This window comes from Chitinophaga oryziterrae (assembly GCF_009758125.1).
Taxonomy (GTDB): domain Bacteria; phylum Bacteroidota; class Bacteroidia; order Chitinophagales; family Chitinophagaceae; genus Chitinophaga; species Chitinophaga oryziterrae.
In genome coordinates this window covers 1,397,867-1,416,628 of the sequence record NZ_WRXO01000001.1, presented here as the reverse complement: position 1 = coordinate 1,416,628, position 18,762 = coordinate 1,397,867, and the positions used below count along the sequence as shown (strand labels likewise).

At 42.3% G+C, this 18,762-nt stretch carries 14 protein-coding genes; 5 read left to right on the top strand and 9 right to left on the bottom strand.

The window, feature by feature from the left end:
- The first annotated feature begins 15 nt into the window (after positions 1-15).
- Together GO495_RS05805 and GO495_RS05800 are read left to right on the top strand one after the other, a co-directional pair.
- Positions 16-1,815 (top strand): RagB/SusD family nutrient uptake outer membrane protein, encoded by a 1,800-nt coding sequence (locus GO495_RS05805; protein WP_157298721.1) that lies wholly within the window; start codon positions 16-18, stop codon positions 1,813-1,815.
- A 1-nt stretch (position 1,816) separates the two neighbouring features.
- Complete coding sequence (locus GO495_RS05800; RefSeq protein WP_157298720.1) at positions 1,817-2,713, top strand: metallophosphoesterase family protein; 897 nt, start codon at positions 1,817-1,819, stop codon at positions 2,711-2,713.
- A gap of 142 nt (positions 2,714-2,855) precedes the next feature.
- Here GO495_RS05800 and GO495_RS05795 read toward each other — a convergent pair whose 3' ends face one another.
- From GO495_RS05795 to GO495_RS05755, 9 genes are all read right to left on the bottom strand, one after another.
- On the bottom strand, positions 2,856-3,146 hold the full coding sequence (locus GO495_RS05795) for a group II intron maturase-specific domain-containing protein (RefSeq protein WP_240915181.1): 291 nt from the start codon (positions 3,144-3,146) through the stop codon (positions 2,856-2,858).
- 250 nt (positions 3,147-3,396) lie between these two features.
- Positions 3,397-3,729 (bottom strand): group II intron maturase-specific domain-containing protein, encoded by a 333-nt coding sequence (locus tag GO495_RS32630; RefSeq protein ID WP_157298718.1) that lies wholly within the window; start codon positions 3,727-3,729, stop codon positions 3,397-3,399.
- A 194-nt stretch (positions 3,730-3,923) separates the two neighbouring features.
- Positions 3,924-4,706, bottom strand: coding sequence for a helix-turn-helix domain-containing protein (locus GO495_RS05785; RefSeq protein ID WP_240915156.1), 783 nt, complete (start codon positions 4,704-4,706; stop codon positions 3,924-3,926).
- 74 nt (positions 4,707-4,780) lie between these two features.
- Entirely contained in the window at positions 4,781-5,818 is a 1,038-nt protein-coding gene (locus GO495_RS05780; protein ID WP_157298716.1) for an SDR family oxidoreductase, read from the bottom strand.
- A gap of 841 nt (positions 5,819-6,659) precedes the next feature.
- Positions 6,660-7,112 (bottom strand): VOC family protein, encoded by a 453-nt coding sequence (locus GO495_RS05775; protein ID WP_157298715.1) that lies wholly within the window; start codon positions 7,110-7,112, stop codon positions 6,660-6,662.
- A gap of 579 nt (positions 7,113-7,691) precedes the next feature.
- Positions 7,692-9,380, bottom strand: coding sequence for a dihydroxy-acid dehydratase (gene ilvD / locus GO495_RS05770; RefSeq protein ID WP_157298714.1), 1,689 nt, complete (start codon positions 9,378-9,380; stop codon positions 7,692-7,694).
- Positions 9,381-9,401: 21 nt separating this feature from the next.
- A complete protein-coding gene (locus tag GO495_RS05765; RefSeq protein ID WP_157298713.1) occupies positions 9,402-9,971 on the bottom strand; it encodes a Crp/Fnr family transcriptional regulator in 570 nt (189 codons plus the stop codon).
- A 242-nt stretch (positions 9,972-10,213) separates the two neighbouring features.
- Complete coding sequence (locus GO495_RS05760) at positions 10,214-11,131, bottom strand: helix-turn-helix domain-containing protein (RefSeq protein ID WP_157298712.1); 918 nt, start codon at positions 11,129-11,131, stop codon at positions 10,214-10,216.
- A gap of 187 nt (positions 11,132-11,318) precedes the next feature.
- Complete coding sequence (locus GO495_RS05755) at positions 11,319-12,218, bottom strand: NmrA family NAD(P)-binding protein (RefSeq protein ID WP_157298711.1); 900 nt, start codon at positions 12,216-12,218, stop codon at positions 11,319-11,321.
- A gap of 297 nt (positions 12,219-12,515) precedes the next feature.
- Here GO495_RS05755 and GO495_RS05750 point away from each other — a divergent pair, with 297 nt between their 5' ends.
- The 3 genes from GO495_RS05750 (at position 12,516) to GO495_RS05740 (ending at position 18,762) form a co-directional block, all read left to right on the top strand.
- Positions 12,516-13,361: a hypothetical protein gene (locus GO495_RS05750; RefSeq protein ID WP_157298710.1), complete on the top strand. Its 846-nt coding sequence runs from the start codon at positions 12,516-12,518 to the stop codon at positions 13,359-13,361.
- Between the two features lie 671 nt (positions 13,362-14,032).
- On the top strand, positions 14,033-15,244 hold the full coding sequence (locus tag GO495_RS05745; RefSeq protein ID WP_157298709.1) for a winged helix-turn-helix domain-containing protein: 1,212 nt from the start codon (positions 14,033-14,035) through the stop codon (positions 15,242-15,244).
- A 443-nt stretch (positions 15,245-15,687) separates the two neighbouring features.
- On the top strand, positions 15,688-18,762 hold the full coding sequence (locus tag GO495_RS05740; RefSeq protein ID WP_157298708.1) for a SusC/RagA family TonB-linked outer membrane protein: 3,075 nt from the start codon (positions 15,688-15,690) through the stop codon (positions 18,760-18,762).

Here is an 18,762-nt window from a genome sequence, read left to right as displayed (position 1 = left end):
CTTAAAAATAACAAGATGAAAAAAATTCTCCTCTTTATGATAGTCAGCGTAATGATCGCTGGTACGGCTTGCCAGAAAAGTTTTCTGGACAAGTATCCGCAGGATGCCATTTCTCCTCAACTCTTTTTTAAATCAGAAGAAGATCTGTCCCTTTATGTGAATGGTCTGCTTTCTTTACCCAGTACACAGATCTATTATGATGATCAGGGTAGTGATAATATGGCCACCACAGGGGCTATTGAAGTGAAGAGTATTATGACAGGCAACCCTTCTTCACAGAATATTACCAGCGGCTGGGACTGGACCCGTCTGCGCAACATAAACTATTTCCTGGATAACTACAGCGAGGCAGCAGTAACACAGGATGTGAAGGATCATTATGCGGGTATAGCAAGATATTACCGTGCGCTGTTCTATTTCAGTATGATTAAACGTTACTCAGATGTGCCCTGGTATGGACATACTATCAATCCAACGGATTCTTCTCAGCTCTACAAGGCCCGTGATCCGCGGGCGCTGGTGGTAGACAGCCTTATGGCCGATCTGAGCTTTGCCGCTGCTCATATCCGCAGCAGTGTCCCGGCAGGTACACCTAACGTATGGGCTGCAAAAGCACTGTTTGTGCGAGTGGCATTGTATGAAGGCGTTTATCGTAAATATCATCCTGAGCTGAATCTGCAATCTACAACTGGCCGTTTTCTTGATTCAGTGGTGAATGTAGCAGAGGATATCATAAAAAACGGTGGTTTTAGTATTTATAGCACTGGTAAGCCAGACCAGGATTATGCGGCATTGTTTAATAGCCAGGACCTTCTGCAGAACAGGGAAATAATTCTCGCACATCCTTATGATGCCAGTAAATCAGTGAGTAGTGGAGGTACCAGTAATGTATTCGGTGATTATGAGCAGTCACCCTCACACGATCTTGTACAAACATACCTGATGGATGATGGTACGCGTTTTACAGATCAGCCGGGATATGCGCAGACACAGTTCGTGCAGGAGTTCCAGCATCGCGATCTGCGTCTGAAACAAACACTTGCCTCCCCCGGTTTTGTAAAAGCAGGAGATAACAACCCATATATTCAGCGTTTGAACAAGAACTTTTCCGGTTATCATCAGGTGAAAGGTTATAGCAATACTACAGATAATATAGTAGCGGGAAGTATAGATGTACCTGTGTACCGCTATGCAGAAGTGCTGCTGTCTTATGCAGAGGCTAAGGCAGAGAAGGGAAGCCTCACTCAGGGCGATCTGGATAAAACTGTGAACCTGCTGCGTACCCGTGTACAGCTCCCTGCGATGGATCTGGCGACTGCCAACAGCAATACAGATGTGGTACTGGCTGCGAAATATCCTGATGTTACAGGTGCTATGACAGGCGCCATCCTGGAGATCCGCCGCGAAAGAAGGGTGGAGCTGGCCATGGAAGGCTTCCGTTATGATGATCTGATGAGATGGCATGCCGGTACATTACTGGTACAGCAGCCAGAAGGGATGTATTTTCCTGGTCTTGGTAAATATGATCTTACCGGAGATGGCATACCTGATATTATCCTGATTGATAAGACAGCAGATATTCCTACAGATGATATAAAAGAGAAAAATTCGCTGGGCGTGAACCTGGTTTACTACAAGGCAGGGAGTTTCGGTGACAATGTAACCGTATATATGAAAAACGGTACAGCAGGCGGCACACTGGTGACGGAGATTACAGCGAGAACATTCCTGGTACCGAAATATTATTATCGTCCTGTTCCTTTTAATCAGATAGTTCTAAATCCAAATCTTAAACAAATTTTTGACTGGCAATAATATGGACAGAAGAAGTATTCTCAAAAATGGTGGCCTGCTGGCAGCAGCGTCCCTACTGGCACCCGCAGTAAGAGCAACTGAACCGGAAATCAAACGTAAGCCGGTGCTTACAATCGCACATATAACAGATGTACATTTACGCCCGGAAGAAGGAGCGCCTGAGCGTTTTGAAAAATGCCTCAGTGCTGTTAAAAAACATGGAGTGGATTTTATCCTCAATGGTGGCGATTCCATCCTTGACGCCTCCTATGATGATGTAAAACGGGAGCGTGTTACAGAGTTGTGGAATATCTGGGACCGTTGTATGGAAACGGTAAAGCCATATGAGGTGTATAGTTGTCTTGGGAATCATGATATGTGGTGGAAGGCACCTTCCAAAGAGGATGAGATGTATGGAAAAGCATATGTGGTAAAGCGTTTAAACATCTCAAAACGTTATTACAGCTTCACTAAAAAAGGTTGGCATTTTGTGATTCTGGATAGTAATAATGAGAATATATCACTGGATGAGGAGCAGTTTAAATGGTTGGAAAACGATCTTCAACAACTGGTTCCGGGTACGCCTGTACTACTGATGTCGCATTATCCAATTTTAGGAGTAACTCCCTCACTGGTAGGCGGCGGCCACAGCGATCATGTGAAACTGAAAAATCTCTTCTACAAACACAAAGACAAAGTCAGGATCTGCCTGAGCGGCCACAATCATCTTTCCGACAATGCTGTGTATAACGATATCCGTTATTGCTGCAACGGGGCTGTGTCTGGCTACTGGTGGGGGAAGGGAGACAAGGATTCTGCTGGTCCGGGTTATTATTATGAAACACCACCGGGATATGCGATCCTGCGGTTATACGAAGACGGACAGGTAGAGAATGAATATATTCCTCATGGATATTAGAATGAAAGAGGCGGCTAAAACGTTTACTAAATGTATAATTGCAGATAAGTCATCTGTAAACCGGTTCCGGGTAGAGCGGTTCGTTACCTCCCCGCTCCTCACAGATCCGTGCGAGCAGATTTCCTGCACACGGTTCCTCTATTTACGGTTTTGCTAATTGATAGCTGTGATAGATTCTTGGTTGTACAAGAGGCATCCACTCAGTAGTCAGTTTCATGATCTTATCCCATGTCCAGACTCGTTTGCCTCCGCGATGGTTTAGCCATTTATGGAGTAGCCGTTTAGTCTGCATAAAGTAAGCGTTTAGTCGCCGACTATTAAATGTAATACCATAGTAGGTATAGTGGCCGCGTAGCTTTTGGTTTAGTTCCGATATAAGCTCCGGTATAGGAAGCTTATGTCTATAGAACTTGATCCAATCACTCAGTCGCATCAAAGCAAGATTCAGTTTCTTACTGCTTGTTTTGCGTTTCAGGATACGATTGCCTTTCCGGCTTTTACTCATGTAGCGGGGTCGAGTAGATAAGGACATTTCAGACCAAACCTCTCACAAAACCGGACAGGCACGTCTCCGCGCATCCGGCTTTTCATCATCAAACAGAAGGGACAACTCCATACACTCAATGTTCGAATAGTGTTGGGGTTTCTTTTGCCACACTACCCACCCATTTCAGTGCATTCCATCAACTCTCTCTTAACCTTTTGAACTTCCTTTTAGCCCAGCATGCCAGCCGTATATTGATATACTGCAAATGCTTTTTGAGTTCGGAAGAGTAAAATTTTGCATAGCTTGAAATCCAACCCCGTATCTTAGGATTTAATTCTTTTGCTATATCTTTTAGAATGTTATTCGTCACTTGAAGCTGATTTACTTCCCTTACTTTTATTCGAATAGATTTTGCAGATTTCTTACTTATTGCAGGTAGAAAACTTGTGAACCCTACTCCATGTTTATTTCCTTTTAAAACGTATAAAACCCATTCTTCCCAATTGTTTTTAATGCGTACTTCCTGCAATAGTCGATAATAATCTGATTTGTTCTTTATTATAAAAAGTACTTAGATAAAGAATGGGGCTCTCTAAAAGCCCCATGGATGATAAGATAAAGAACGTTAATGATTCTTCCGGTTCGACCATTCCCATCATAAAATAGTTGTATGCTTTCAAATTAATAATGCTGCACTGCCAGTTTGATAATAGGAGAAAATCATCATGTCAATTTGTTGGGAGACCTTCCGAAATGCTTCTTAAATGCAAAGCAGAAATGTGAAAGATCTTCAAAGCCCAAATCCATAAAAATTTCCATTGGTTTTTTTCCTTCCTTTTCCATCAAAAAACGAGCCTCTGTTAACCGTCTCTTTAATAGCCAACGATGTGGCGTATCATTATAAGTTTGCTTAAAATCCCGCTTGAAAGATGAAAGACTTCTTCCCGTTAAAAAAGCAAAGCGGTCAAGATTTACATTAAACCTGTAATTTTGATTCATAAATTGTTCCAGGTCGATTTTGCCAGGAATTCCATAATCAAAAAATAAGCCTGAAAGTTCAGGCTTAGATTGCAGCAATATAAGCAGCAGTTCCTCGCGCTTCAAATCAAAGAAGCTTTTGCCAATTTGCCCGTCACTATCATAATAAGGGTTTAATGAACCAATGAACGTTGACAACAGATTATTGCTGGTAATCTTTACAAAAGCATCAGTAAACTTATTTAATTTTATTGATGACCTATGTTTTTCCTGAAAAGTTCTCAGAAATGGTTGATCGAATATAAAAGTGACTTTAGTCGCTTTTATGACTTCAGGAACGTTTAAGTATTTGCCCAATTGGTTTTTACGGAGAATACAGCATTCACCAGATGACAAACAATAATTATTTTCTCCATAGCGTCCTTCGAGTCTGCCATTAATTAGATGGAGGAAAAGATGTTCAGCAATAAACTGCTCGGGCGCTAACTCAGGTCCGATTATCAGCGTTTTTGAAACGGGTTCTTTCATTGTATTAACGAAGTTAAGCATGATGCCGCTTAAATCAAACCACTGGCATAAGAGCGACAACGCCGAAATATTATTCATCTTTTGATCAATCCAAACGCGAATAAACTTTCCGCGGTTGCTAATACAGCTTCTTCATTGCTTCTTGGGGCCCATTTCAAAATATCTTTTGCCTTTTGATTACTTGCTGCAGGATGTTTTCCTAAACCTGGCACAACAGATTTTAGTGTGGGATCTAAAAGCGCCGCAAATTTAACTAACCAGTCGGGCAGTATACGGGACGGAACTTTTTTTGCGGCATCACCTAAATGCGACTTGAGTATATCTGCCATTTCTTTGACACTCAATGGCTCGCCCGCTACAGCCAGGAAACGCTCACCGTTAGCAGCCGGACTGAGCATAGCCCTGATATGAAGATCTGCAACATCCCGAACATCAACCACACCAAAAGAAATATTTGGCACTCCCGGCATTCCTTCGAGAAGCTTCTGGATGCTTTCAGTAGATGTACTTGTTTCGGGGCTTAACACCGGACCTAATATACCAACCGGATTGATTACTGCTAGTTCCATCCCCTTTCCATGTTTGGCAATAAAGTCCCATGCTTCTTTTTCTGCGAGCGTTTTCGATTTCTGATACGCCAATACAGGTACTTCACTATTTAGTCTCGTCCAATCCTTTTCTGTGAAAACCCGGTTTTTTTCAGCATATCCATATCCCACAGATGCAAAAGATGAAGTGACTACTATTCGTTGAACTTTTGCATCACGAGCGGCCTGAAGAACGCGTTGTGTTCCCTCAACTGCCGGCACGATCAACTCAAGCTCATCTTTTGGTACCGTCGATGGGAAGGGAGAGGCAGTATGTAATACATATTTACAATCCTTGACAGCATCGGGCCAATTGTCGTCCTTTGTTAAATCTGTTTCTATGAAGCTTAGATCCTCAAATGTAGATATGCCACCATTTTTCAACTTCTCAATCACCTTAATCTTTTGATTTATAGAGCGGATGGTAGTCTTCACGCGATAGCCTTGATGTAATAACTGCAAAATACAATGCGCTCCTAAAAAGCCGCTGCCTCCAGTCACTAAAACGTTGGTCTTTTGTTCCATGGTTATTTATTTATATCACAAAACTCGGACTTATAATATTTACTAACTGTGTTAGAAAGTTCAAATACACTGTGTAAATCAGTCCATCATGGCGACAAATTGACCCCTTTATAGCAGGTTAGCAAGAACAGGCTAAGTACCACTGATCGATCAGTCAGCAAATGGTAATACGGCTAATCGGCTTGAAGTTGCATCTGATAATATTCAAACTTCTTGAATCCGAGATTGACCCGGGTATTGACGGTAATTACTGGATTTTTACCAATCGGCGGAAAACCGATACCCAATCCCGAATACCCTACTGCCACTGGCAAGGGCAATTATGGAAAAATATGAAACCCGTTTTATTGCTATTTCAAACAAAACCTGGCAATAAACGGCAAAATCAGGTCCAGGTCACTTTAATAATATGATTGACTCTTACGCTTATCCCCAGCAAGCCGTCACGTCTCTTTTGATTAACTGCATTTTCATTCTAAGTGTATATTTGATATTATTCAGAAACAGATAATAACGCTAGCCCAAAAATGAAAATTAGCATTAGTTGTTGGTCTGACTCCACAGGAGTATAATAATACCCAAAATCAAGTACAATAGAGTCAATTTATAAAATTAGTTCTTTCAATCCTGTTGATAATATGGACATATTTCTAACACAGACGGAATATTCTATTATATATTGCTACAAGACTATTTTTTAAATATAAATATGCCTAACGAATGGCTGAATTCCAGATAAATCATCTGCAAACAGGTCCGAACTTTCTCTCCTACACCCCGCAAGCTTTAAAGCCTTCAAGTCGAAAGATTTGGAGGGCTAATCAGTTCCTGGAGTGAATAGTCAGACAATAAGTTGCTGAGCCAGCCCGATGAGCAGCCCGTCGGCTGCGCGAAGGTAACAAAGTCGGTAAAAATTTTGATACTGAACTACTTCACCAACCAACTGGGCACCATGTTTTTCTTTAAGCCTTATTACCATCTCATCAATGTCTTCAACGGTAAACATTGCGCGCAGGTAGCCCAGCGCATTTACCTCGGCTGTGCGATGATCTGAAACAACTGCCGGTCTGATAAATTGAGATAGCTCCAATCGACTGTGTCCATCGGGAGTGACCAGCATGGCAATTTCCACGCTTTGATCGCCAAGGCCAGTAATACGACCAGCCCATTCACCTTCTACCATAGCTCTGCCTTCAAGCTTCAGGCCGATCTCCTCGAAAAATGAAATGGTTTTATCAAGAGATTCAACAACTATCCCCATATTGTCCATCCTTAATAATTTGTTTTGCACCATAAATCTTTATTTCATTAGAAGTAACAATATCCTTAAAATTTACGTTTTATTAAAGAAAGAATACCTACCGAGACAATCTAAACGTTTCGACTTATGGGAGGATCTGACTTACTATGAAATGGAGTTATCTCAATTTTTTTGTAAAATTGGGTTAGAGATAATTATTGATAAACGTTCAATGCTGGGCTTTAGTAGGTATATTGTTGACTTATGGTTAGAAAATGTAGACATTTGCTGAGCCTCAATATTCGAAAATGTAAATGCCATTTGATTTTACCAAAGCTATCAATTCTCGAAACCTCCAGCTCTCCATGAACGAGATAATCATTGTCCAACTTATGTATACCAAAGCATGTGGCAATATCAGCCTGGGTTTGCCAAAGTAATTACAGGTCTGGAACAGATAAACAAAATACCTTGGTAGGAGATGCCTGCCCCAACATCAACATGTTGAGATACCTGGGCAATGCTTTGCTGCTACAACTGTCAGACCCATTATGAGGCTGTCAAAAGTAATTTTGAGGCAACCTTTTCCATTAAAACCAGCAAGCAGTGAAGGCTATTCTTAATTTATTTGTCTCAAAGATCCGTTTTCAGGACAGCTCCGCTGCTGGCATTAGTCACTAAAGCTCTGTATTGTCCCAGCCATCTCGATTGCAACGCCTTCTTAACCGGCACAAACGCCGCTTTCCGCTTTGCAATCTCTTCATCACTTAAATTGACATCTAGAATATACTGGTCCACATCGATATGAATCTCATCTCCGTCTTTTAACAACCCTATCATTCCTCCTTCCGCTGCCTCCGGAGAAACGTGACCTACTGAAACGCCCCTTGTAGCGCCACTGAATCTTCCATCGGTAATCAGCGCCACGGAACTCCCAAGCCCCATACCCATAATAAGACTTGTTGGAGTAAGCATTTCCTGCATGCCCGGACCACCCCTAGGCCCCTCATATCTGATTACCACTACATCGCCGGCCTTTACTTTTCCCATCAGAATACCTTCAATTGCCTCGCCTTGCCCGTCAAAACATACAGCTTTCCCCGTGAATACCCTGTCACCGATAATCCCCGCCGTTTTAATTACAGAGCCCTGCTCAGCCAGATTCCCATATAAAATGGCCAGACCGCCGACGTTACTATAAGGGTTATCAATTGTATGAATGATATCTTCATCTATGATCCTAGCATCCGCAATTTTCTCATATAAAGTTTCCCCTCCTATAGTCAGATTATCTATCAATACATCTCCGCTTCTTTTTGCCATCTCCTTCATAACTGCATTCACACCACCAGCCCTGTTTATATCCTCCATGTGAACAGTACTTAGACTTGGGGAAATCTTGGCAATATGAGAAACATTTTTACTGATATGGTTAATATCCTTTATCCGAAAATTCACATCTGCCTCATGCGCGATTGCAAGCATATGCAGTACTGTATTGGTGCTGCCACCCATTGCCATATCAACGGCAAACGCATTCTTCACTGCATTTTCATTCAGAATATTTTTAAATTTAAACAGCTCACACGCAGCTTCATCCTTTGCAATCTCACAAATTCGCCTTGCTGCTTCTCTGTAAAGGGCTTCACGTTCCTTCGTTTGTGCCAGTATAGTACCATTACCCGGAAGGGCAATGCCCATTGCCTCCATCAGGGTATTCATGGAATTGGCCGTGAACATACCAGAACAACTGCCTCCGCTCGGGCAGGCGTTACATTCAATGTCAAGGAGTTCTTCATCACTGATCCTCCCTGCTTCGTGTCTCCCCACGGCTTCAAAGGCCGTCGATAGGTCAATAGGGGTGCCGTCCTTTTTATAACCTTTGGCCATCGGACCGCCGCTCACGAATATTGTTGGAACATTTACCCTAAGAGCGCCCATAATCATCCCCGGTACAATCTTATCACAGTTGGGGATAGCGATCATAGCATCCAGCTTATGCGCATTCATTACGCTTTCAAGTGAGCTGGCAATCAATTCTCTGCTGGGCAATGAATACAACATCCCATCGTGCCCCATGGCAATACCATCATCGATGCCAATGGTATTAAATTCAAATGGGACACAACCATTTGCCCTGATCTCATCCTTGATAATTTCAGCAACTTTATTCAGAAAAAAGTGTCCCGGAATAATCTCTATGAATGAATTAGCCACTCCGATAAATGGTTTGCCGAAATCCTCATCTTTTAGACCAGTTGCGCGCAATAATGATCTGTGGGGTGTCCTTTGATGCCCCTTCTTTACTTCATCACTTCTCATTTTGTATGTATTTATACCTGACTACATCTGCGATTTAAGTCTGCTGAGTGTTTCAGGTGAGATATTCAGATAAGCGGCAAGGTTTACGTTAGATAACCGCTGAATAAGTTCTGGATTATTTTTGAGCAGATTGCGATACCGTTCTGACGCATTCTGAGTAAGCAGGCTGCTGAGTTTAGAGTTAATGCCAGTAAGGCCATATTCAAGAATATAGATATACATCTTGTCCCATGCAGGAAATTTCTCTCTTAACTTCTCAAAGTCTTGATAAGATATAACCAGCAGTTCAGATGCTTCAACCGCCTGAATATACTCGGGGGAAGGTTCTCTGGATATAAAGCTTACAATAGACGTCAGGAACGTTTGCTCAAATGCCATAAACCTGGTAGAAATACTGCGATCTTCGTTATTATAATACAGGCGTAGACAACCTTTCGATATAAAAAATAACTTATCGGCTACAGCTCCTTCCGTAAGCAGCAGGTCATTTTTTTTTGCTGTCAGCGGTTTGAAAAAAGAAAGTATCTCGGCGAGTTGTTCGCCACTCAGCATTGTTTTTGATTGTATCAGGCCCGCCAGAACTGACGTCATTGTAATAAATTTGAACCCCAAAGGTCCTACATTTCTTTTTCAAAAACATTGATCTTCGTCAAAATCGCTATTCCCAATTGGATTTTAGGAAGTTGACAACTCTCTTTATGTGCAGCGACGATGATGAGGCTGTCGAAGTCCTTTCCCTTATTTCCTGAGGACAACATTGTATTCCAGTTTATTTATTAATTCGTTTTTATATCAGTCCTTTCTACTCTTTGTTTCGCCAACTGTATTATATGTTAGTTAAACTGCTCCCGAAACGCTATTGGGCTAAGGTTTGTTTTAGCCTTAAACAACTTGCTAAATGACTGTGGATGCTCAAACCCTAATTCATAAGCGATTTCAGAAATGGAAAGATTAGTTGCAGATAGTTTTTCCTTCGCTTTTTCGATCAGTTTATCCTGTATTACCTGCCGGGTACTTTGCCCTGTCAGCATTTTGAGCAAACGGCTTAGGTACCCGGCAGATACATTTAATTCACCCGCCACATACTGAACCGTTGGAAGGCCCATGTTAATCAAGGTTTCATTGCTGAAATACTTGTTTAATATCCCTTCCAGATTTTCGAGGATTTTATGGTTATTGATCTTACGAGTAATAAACTGCCTCTCGTAGAACCGTTCGGAATAATTGAGCAGGGTTTCGATATGCGACACTATAATGTTCTGTGTGAATTTATCAATATTTCCATGGTATTCCTGCTGTATGTTGGCTATGATACCGTTAAGCGTAGCTTCTTCTTTATCCGATAGAAACAGCGCCTCATTAACCGAATAATCAAAGAAATCATAGCGGGCTAAGGACTTTGCCAATGGCGTATTCCAAAGAAAGTCTTTATGGAACAATAGCATCCAGCCGGATTTGTCTGCCGGGGCATCTGTTTCCTCCGCAATTTTAAAGACCTGATTGGGAGCAATGAAAAACATCACGCCTTCATCAAAATCGTATTGCTGCTGGCCATATCTCATTTTAGCATTCATTCCACGTTTCAGGGAAACCTGATAAAAGTCTAAAATCCAGCTTACATCACTCATGTCTGCCGGCCGCTTAACCATACTGTAATCAATTACACTTATCAATGGGTGTTCCGGCTTGGGCAGTCCTCTTGAATTATGAAATTCACTGATGGTTTTTATTCTTTTAGTTTCTTTCCCCATTTTGCTCGTATTTAAGAGATTTATTCGGAATCCTGCACACTTAATACCAGCCAATCCCTGAAAGGTAAATTACGGATTCATTTTGTTAAAAATGCCAGTTATTGTTTCGTTGTTCTCATTCAGCAATGCTTTTTAAACATGCTCTCTTATTTACTTTAAGAATGTTGGGGATGAACCGTTTTCCCAATTAGAATTTGTTGTGATAAATGGTAGCAAATTCTTTAGCGAAATCGGCCAGCTTTACTTTGCCCAATATCAGTGGGTGTTTGTAGTAATCTTCATACAAAACGCCGTTCACTCTGGATACGTTCATTTCTGTCAAACCCTTTGCTGCCTGTTCTGAAAATCCCACCTTCATTAAGTTTCCGAAAAATTGTTCGTTTGTAATAGCAACCCATTTCAAATCAGGCTTTCCGATTGCCGCGCCCAATACTACAGCCACTTCATTAGGAGAAACATCCTCGCTGGCTATATACCGGACGCTTCTGCCATTAAACGGTGCTTCCATTTCTTCGGCAATTGTTTCTGCAATGTCCAAAGGTGAAACCCAGGGTTCTGGTTCATCACCACCATAGTTTTGGAAAATGGCACCTGCGTTTTTAATAGCTGGCATAAATGCCATCATGTTATAATAGAAGCCAACAGGGCGCATCGTTTTGATGGATACGTTGCCCGGCAATTCACCTAAAACCTGTTCAACCAGGTGATGTGCTCCCAGCATTCCCACACCGGTAGCAGTATGTCCACCGATGCTGCTGAGTTCTACGATCTTAGTTACGCCTGATTTCAGAACGGCTTGTACATAATTTTTAGCAATTTTTACCCAAAACGCCTCTTCATCGGAATTCTGATCAAAGAAGTCGATGGGGGGCTTCATTAAGTAAACTATATCCGCACCGGTGAAAGCTGCCGTCAGAAATTCAACGTCTTCGAATAAACCGATTGCCGCTTTTGCACCTAATGCTTCAATTTCACTTTGTCTTTCAGTACTGCTGCTAATAATGGTAACAGAATGTCCTTTTTTTATCAGCATTTGTGCAAGAGGCTTGCCGATATGTCCTACTGAACCTGTTAGTACGATATTCATGTGGTTATGTTTTTTGTTACACAAATTTCAAAATATTGTACCGGTGTGAAGTAGCCCAATCGCACCATGTTGTGTGTAAATCTGACATAAGCCCCTGAACACACCATTCGTTTTGCTTACAGCATGAACAGACAAGGATACACTATCATGTGCGCATGCGGAAAATCATATTGCACCAGCTCTACTTCAAGCCCTGTGTTCTCCTTTCCCCGCATAAAAAAAGATAAAAACCGGAAATATTTCTATTTTTGCAGCATTCTGTCAAAAATCCAATTTTACTATTTTACAAGATATTCAATGAAAAAGGCAATAGTCACCCTATGCGTAGGAAAGATGTATGAAGACTTATTTGACGTTAATTGCCGAAAGAACTGGCAGCTCTATTGTGACAAATTTGGCTACGATCTGATAGTGATCAACGAATTGTTAGATAAAACAGACAGAGCATTTAAAAGATCTGCGGCCTGGCAAAAACTGCTTGTTCTTTCACAGGACTGGTCCTCACAATACGATCGCATAGTATGGGTAGATGCGGACATTCTTATCAACTGCCAGCATGCTACCGATATTGCAGACGGAGTACCAATAGACAAGGTGGGCGCCGTAGATGCTTATAGCATTCCATCAAAAGATCTGCACGATATTTCGCTGGAAAGAAGATATGCATTCTGGAAAAAGAATAATATCGCGTACCTGGACAATAGAGATCCAAATTCTTACTATACCAATCGTGGCATTAATGCCGAGGGATTAAAAAATGTCGTTCATACGGGTGTCATGGTTTGCTCTCCCCACTATCACAAAGCGATCTTCGAAGATGTCTATAATCATTATGAAGATGCTAATAAAGATAATTGGAATTACGAGATGCCCGCGCTTTCATACGAGCTGATAAAGGCCGATATAGTACATTGGATCTCACCGAGATTTAATTTTATCGTGATAAGTTTACTCGCATCGTTTTATCCGGACCTTTTGCAAAAGCAACGCAAATTCACACGCAGGGTACTGAATCGTCTTTTAAAATTTACACCATATACTTACACGAGTAAATATGAGAAAGCCTGTCTTAAGAACATTTATGACCTGTCTATCTTTATGCATTTTGCCGGCAATGCGAGTATGATGAAAAATAAATTCTAATACTAGCTATTTCATATTAATTGCCTCTTAAACGAAGGTAATTTTAGCAATGAATTTCACTGATAAATACCTGAATTTCAGATAAACCTTCCGTAAACAGGTTCGAACTTCGTCTCCTATAGTCTGCAGAAAGGGACAAATTATCGAAAGGTAGTTTGTCCCTTTTTCATTAGCATCTGTATTACCCGACAGGTCCGCAATCCACTTTCAGGAGCCTCATTAGCTTTGAAGTCATTTATCCAATAAGCCCGAACTCTGTTGTGATCATACCTATCAATCGCTATTGTTGCAATTGCCTCTCTACCCTGATCTATTACGCCTCCCATCTGGAAAAAACCATGTATCATTTTCGGGTAAAGCTTTTCAGTTACCTGTACATTCGCATAGCGAAGCTTTTTCGCATAGGCCATTGGAAGCACATGTTGGAAAGACATTATTTGAACGGAAACCGAGAATAGTGCCTACAGATTATGGTAAGTTGTTTTATGTACAAGCGGTTGAACCATTGGAAAAGTTGGAGAAAGTGGAGGCTAATTTCAATGCTGTCTGCTTGATTTTGCCAATAAACTGTTCAATTTTACTCAAATCTTTTCTTTACTTATTCATGAAAGTAGCTAGCTAAGTCATATTGCTGCCTATGCATTAACACAAGTATTTTTTATTTTAGCGTAATGGAATCTATAGTCCTTACCAAACCGCAAGCACGGAAGATCATCCTTGACGCCGCCGGACTCGCCCGGAAAGCACAGTTCGGGACGGGAATCGAGGCTGTTTATCGGGTGATCGACCATTTGGGCTTCGTACAATTGGATACGAATTACGTCGTGGAGCGTGCCCATCACCACGTCATGGCCACGCGCGTACCAGACTATCAAACGGAATGGCTGTCCGAACTTTGCGAAGATGGCCGCGTCTTTGAGTACTTCACTTCGGATGCAGGCTATCTTCCCATGCGCGATTTCCGCTTTTCACTGCCTGTGAAAAAAGCCTTTAAAACGCAACGTAAACCGCTCACCAAACCGGAAATCATTTTAATGAAGCGGATTCTGGACCGGGTGGAACGGGAGGGACCTCTTATGGTCGGGGACTTTGAGAACGACCGTCTGGAAGCCAGCTCCGGCTGGTGGGATTGGCGACCCGCCAAGATCGCGCTCGAAAGGCTTTACCTCGATGGAAACCTGATGATCAGCAGAACCAAAGCCTTCCAGAAAGTCTATGACCTGCCGCTTAACTTAGTGTCGGAGGAGACAGACCTGACCATGCCTACAGATGAAGAATATGCCCGTTTCGTCATCCTCCGTACCTTAGGTGCACTCGGTATTGCCTACGCTAAAGAAATGGCCTGGCGCGCCCGTAATGTGAAAGGCAACCTGGTTAAAAAGGAACTGGAAAAAATGGCTCAGAGCGGCAAAGTAAAAATGGTAATCGTCGACGGTCTGAAAGGCCCACTCTATATGCTACCCAATCAGGAAATTAACATTAAACTATCCGATGAAGTCTTCATCCTTTCACCCTTCGATATCCTCAACGTCTTCCGTCACCGCCTAAAAGACTTCTTCAATTTTGATTACCAGATCGAATGCTTCGTGCCCGCCCCCAAACGCCAGTACGGCTATTTTTCACTACCCGTACTCGCAGGGGAAACATTTATCGCAAGGATGGACGCCAAAGCCGACCGCAAACAAAAAGTGCTGATCATCCATAACATCCATTTTGAACCTATTGATCTCGACCAAATCATTATTGAAAAGTTTGTTCAAGCCTTAAAAGCATTTATCCAATTCAACAAATGCAGGGACATTATTTTCAAGAAATCCAATAACAAAAATTACCTGAAAGCGATCAGCAAAGGCTTGTCCGAACAGGGTACTTCAAAACAATAATATATTACCGATGTATACAGATCATTCATCCTCTTGTCCTGATTCAACGCTATCGGCTTTTTGTGATTTTTCAATGCTTCATCAGGTTACAGTCGGGGCAATCTCTTTCCATTGCCTTCCCCATAACTCCTAACTTTGTTCTACCCTTTTGCATCGTCACCTTCCCAAAAAATCTGAACAACTTCTTCCTGTACCCTAAAAATTTGCCGGCAATTAAAATAGTGTCATTCAGACATATTATCCACCCGTAAAATATGGTCTTAATTAAGTAGCTAAAAATAGTGTCATTGGGACATTATCTTTAATCCGCCGGCAAAATATGAACTTAATTAATAAGATTATCCACATAAAAAATGAAAAAACCCTATCTAGCTATTCTTATTAAAACTAACTTTACCATACGTTATGTAAACTATCGCCAAAATCTTAAACCCAATTTCTGTATGACAAATTTCCACGGTGTGAGCTTCTCACCTCGAGCATGGTGTAAACCGACCATGCTGCTATTATTTCTATTTTCATTCCTGATGGCAGATGCACAGAAAAAGATATCCGGTAAAATAACGGATGTTGATAATAAGGAACCTGTGTTCGGGGCTTCTGTTCAGGTCAAAGGCACCGCAAAAGGAGCCATGACTGATGATAAAGGAGTATTTACGATTGATGCGGCCAAAGGCAGTACACTTGTTATTTCCTCCATGGAGTATGACAGGCTTGAGATTAAGGTGGAAGATGCTTCTTCCTACAACATAACCCTTAAACGCAGTGTTTCCGGTTTAAATGAGGTAGTTGTAATCGGATATGGTACGGTAAAACGAAAGGATCTTACCGGGGCCATTGCATCTTTAAAAGGCGCAGATATTAAGACAGAAGGTGTTAGTAATGTGGGCCGTGCATTGCAGGGTAAATTACCTGGTGTAACAGTAGAATCTGCCGGAGGGGATCCCGGTTCCGGTACCCGCATCCTGATAAGGGGAGTAGGAACATTCAATAATGCTGATCCCCTCTATATTGTAGATGGTGTACAGGTTGCCAACATCAATAATGTTGCTCCCGGAGATATTGAATCAATGGATGTATTGAAAGATGCGTCTGCTGCCGCTATCTATGGATCAAGAGCTGCAAATGGAGTTGTTCTGGTGACCACCAAATCCGGTAAACCCGGCAAGGCCGTTATCCAGTTCAATGCCAATTTAGGTTTCCAGAAGATCCTCAAAAAGTATGATGTACTAAATGCATCTGAATGGGCTACAGTGAGTAATGCCGCACATGATGCAGCCGGTCTGCCAAGACTGGCCATTGCCGCAAATCCGTCACAACTCGGTAAAGGGACCGACTGGCAGGATGCTATTTACAGAACGGCACCTATACAACAGTATTACCTGGGTGTAAGTGGTGGCGGTGAGACCGCAAAATACAGCATGTCCGGACAATACACTGACCAGGATGGTATTGTGGACGTAACAGGCTACAAACGTTATGGCGTTCGCGTTAAGTCAGAAGCCACCAAAGGCCGTCTGAAGATCGGTGAAACAGTGCTGATGACAAGAGAAAGATGGATCCGCATGCCGGGAGGCTGGGGCGGACAGGGAGGTAATCCTGTTGGTTCTGCCGCAAAAATGATTCCGGTGTTTAACATCTACGACTCCAGTGCGGTGGGTGGTTATTCCGGTGCATCAGGACCAGTTGTGAATGTGGCCAATCCTGTGGCACAGTTACATCTTGAAGATATCAGTTACGAATTGACTTCTATTCTCGCAAATGCCTTTGCGGAAGTTTCCATTTTGCCAAATTTAAAGTATAAGTTCAATGTTGGATACACCAACTCTTTCGGTAATACAGACGATTACCAGCGCCGTTATGTGGTAGGTGGCCTGTTCGCACATTCCACCAATGACCTCAGTCAGACCAAGGAGCGCACCAACCTGGTATTGCTGGAAAATACACTGAATTATAATAAAGATTTCGGAAAACATAGTCTCCAGGTACTGGCAGGATATGCTTACCAGCGACTGAAATATAATTACTGGCTAGCCAGTAAAACAAATCTCCCCGACGGAATAAAAGAACTCGATGCTGCATCCGGTGCTGCTACAGTAGGTGGCAACAGTACAGAAAGTGTGCTTTTATCCCAACTCGGACGCGTGATCTATTCTTATGATAACCGGTATCTGCTCACTGCCAGTTTCAGAAGAGATGGTTCTTCCCGTTTTGGCAAAGCCAACAGGTACGGGAACTTCCCCTCTGTTGCTGTAGGGTGGAACCTTTCCAATGAAAAGTTCTTTCATGCAGATCCCAATGTATTATCTTCTTTGAAAATAAGAGGTAGTTATGGTATACTGGGCAACCAGGAAATCGGGGATTATCAGTATAGTGCCGCCATCGCTTCCAACATCAATTATGTAATAGGCTCAGCTCAGCAGAAATGGTTTGGTGCAATCCAGACGGCTTTTGCCTCTCCCAATATCAAATGGGAAAATACAGAAACAATCAACGCCGGTATCGATGCTGGTTTCCTGAACGGCAAACTGAATATGAGCGCTGATTACTTTACAAAAAGAACCACTGATGTACTGTTAGAAGTACCTATTCCCGGTTCTGCCGGTTCTTCTGCAAACCCTACCGTGAATGCAGGTATCCTGCAAAACAAAGGGTTTGAACTGGGAATTAATTATGGCAGTAAGGTAGGGGTACTGAATTACTCCGTATATGGAACATTCTCCTCTATAAAGAATAAAGTGATTGAACTGGGTACAGGTTCCCAGCAGATATTTGGCGGACAGCCTACCCACCACGGTGCGTCTACCACACTTACTGAAGCCGGTGGCCAGGTGAGTGCTTTTTACCTGATCAAAGCAGAGGGAATCTTCCAATCACAGGATGAGGTAAATGCCTACAAGGATAAAAACGGGAAGGTGATCCAGCCGAATGCTTCTGCCGGAGACATTAAGTTCCTTGACGCGAACGGCGACGGTAGCATCAGTAATTCTGACAGGGTGAATTGCGGTAGTCCTTTTCCTAAGTTTGAGTACGGACTTGGCGCGAATCTATCCGCCTTTAATTTTGACCTGAACATATTTATGCAGGGTACTTCCGGCAATAAAATATACAATGGTTTAAGACAGGACCTTGAAGGTATGAACCTGGAGTTTAATTATTCCCGCGCTACCTTGAATGCATGGACACCTACCAATCATTCCAACATTCCGAGAGCCGTTATCAATGATCCGAACTTTAATACACAGAGCTCTTCCCGCTTCCTTGAAAGTGGTTCTTATTTCCGTCTCAAAACATTACAGATAGGTTATACTATCCCGGAAAGTCTGAACAATAAATTCAAGATCACTTCCATGCGCGCTTATATCAGCGCGGATAATTTATTTACCATAACGAATTACAGCGGCTACAATCCGGATATTGGCAGATCAGGCAGTATTCTGGACAGAGGTGTTGACTTTGGCCATGTGGCCTATCCTCTTGCCCGCGTAATATCACTCGGTATTCAGTTATCATTATAA

What these genes read in the sequence shown, in the direction of transcription:
- GO495_RS05805 (WP_157298721.1), top strand. Translation starts at nt 16, where the DNA reads ATGAAAAAAATTCTCCTCTTTATGATAGTCAGCGTAATGATCGCTGGT.
- GO495_RS05800 (WP_157298720.1), top strand. Translation starts at nt 1,817, where the DNA reads ATGGACAGAAGAAGTATTCTCAAAAATGGTGGCCTGCTGGCAGCAGCG.
- GO495_RS05795 (WP_240915181.1), bottom strand. Translation starts at nt 3,146, where the DNA reads ATGCGACTGAGTGATTGGATCAAGTTCTATAGACATAAGCTTCCTATA.
- GO495_RS05785 (WP_240915156.1), bottom strand. Translation starts at nt 4,706, where the DNA reads ATGAAAGAACCCGTTTCAAAAACGCTGATAATCGGACCTGAGTTAGCG.
- GO495_RS05780 (WP_157298716.1), bottom strand. Translation starts at nt 5,818, where the DNA reads ATGGAACAAAAGACCAACGTTTTAGTGACTGGAGGCAGCGGCTTTTTA.
- GO495_RS05775 (WP_157298715.1), bottom strand. Translation starts at nt 7,112, where the DNA reads ATGGTGCAAAACAAATTATTAAGGATGGACAATATGGGGATAGTTGTT.
- ilvD (WP_157298714.1), bottom strand. Translation starts at nt 9,380, where the DNA reads ATGAGAAGTGATGAAGTAAAGAAGGGGCATCAAAGGACACCCCACAGA.
- GO495_RS05765 (WP_157298713.1), bottom strand. Translation starts at nt 9,971, where the DNA reads ATGACGTCAGTTCTGGCGGGCCTGATACAATCAAAAACAATGCTGAGT.
- GO495_RS05760 (WP_157298712.1), bottom strand. Translation starts at nt 11,131, where the DNA reads ATGGGGAAAGAAACTAAAAGAATAAAAACCATCAGTGAATTTCATAAT.
- GO495_RS05755 (WP_157298711.1), bottom strand. Translation starts at nt 12,218, where the DNA reads ATGAATATCGTACTAACAGGTTCAGTAGGACATATCGGCAAGCCTCTT.
- GO495_RS05750 (WP_157298710.1), top strand. Translation starts at nt 12,516, where the DNA reads ATGAAAAAGGCAATAGTCACCCTATGCGTAGGAAAGATGTATGAAGAC.
- GO495_RS05745 (WP_157298709.1), top strand. Translation starts at nt 14,033, where the DNA reads ATGGAATCTATAGTCCTTACCAAACCGCAAGCACGGAAGATCATCCTT.
- GO495_RS05740 (WP_157298708.1), top strand. Translation starts at nt 15,688, where the DNA reads ATGACAAATTTCCACGGTGTGAGCTTCTCACCTCGAGCATGGTGTAAA.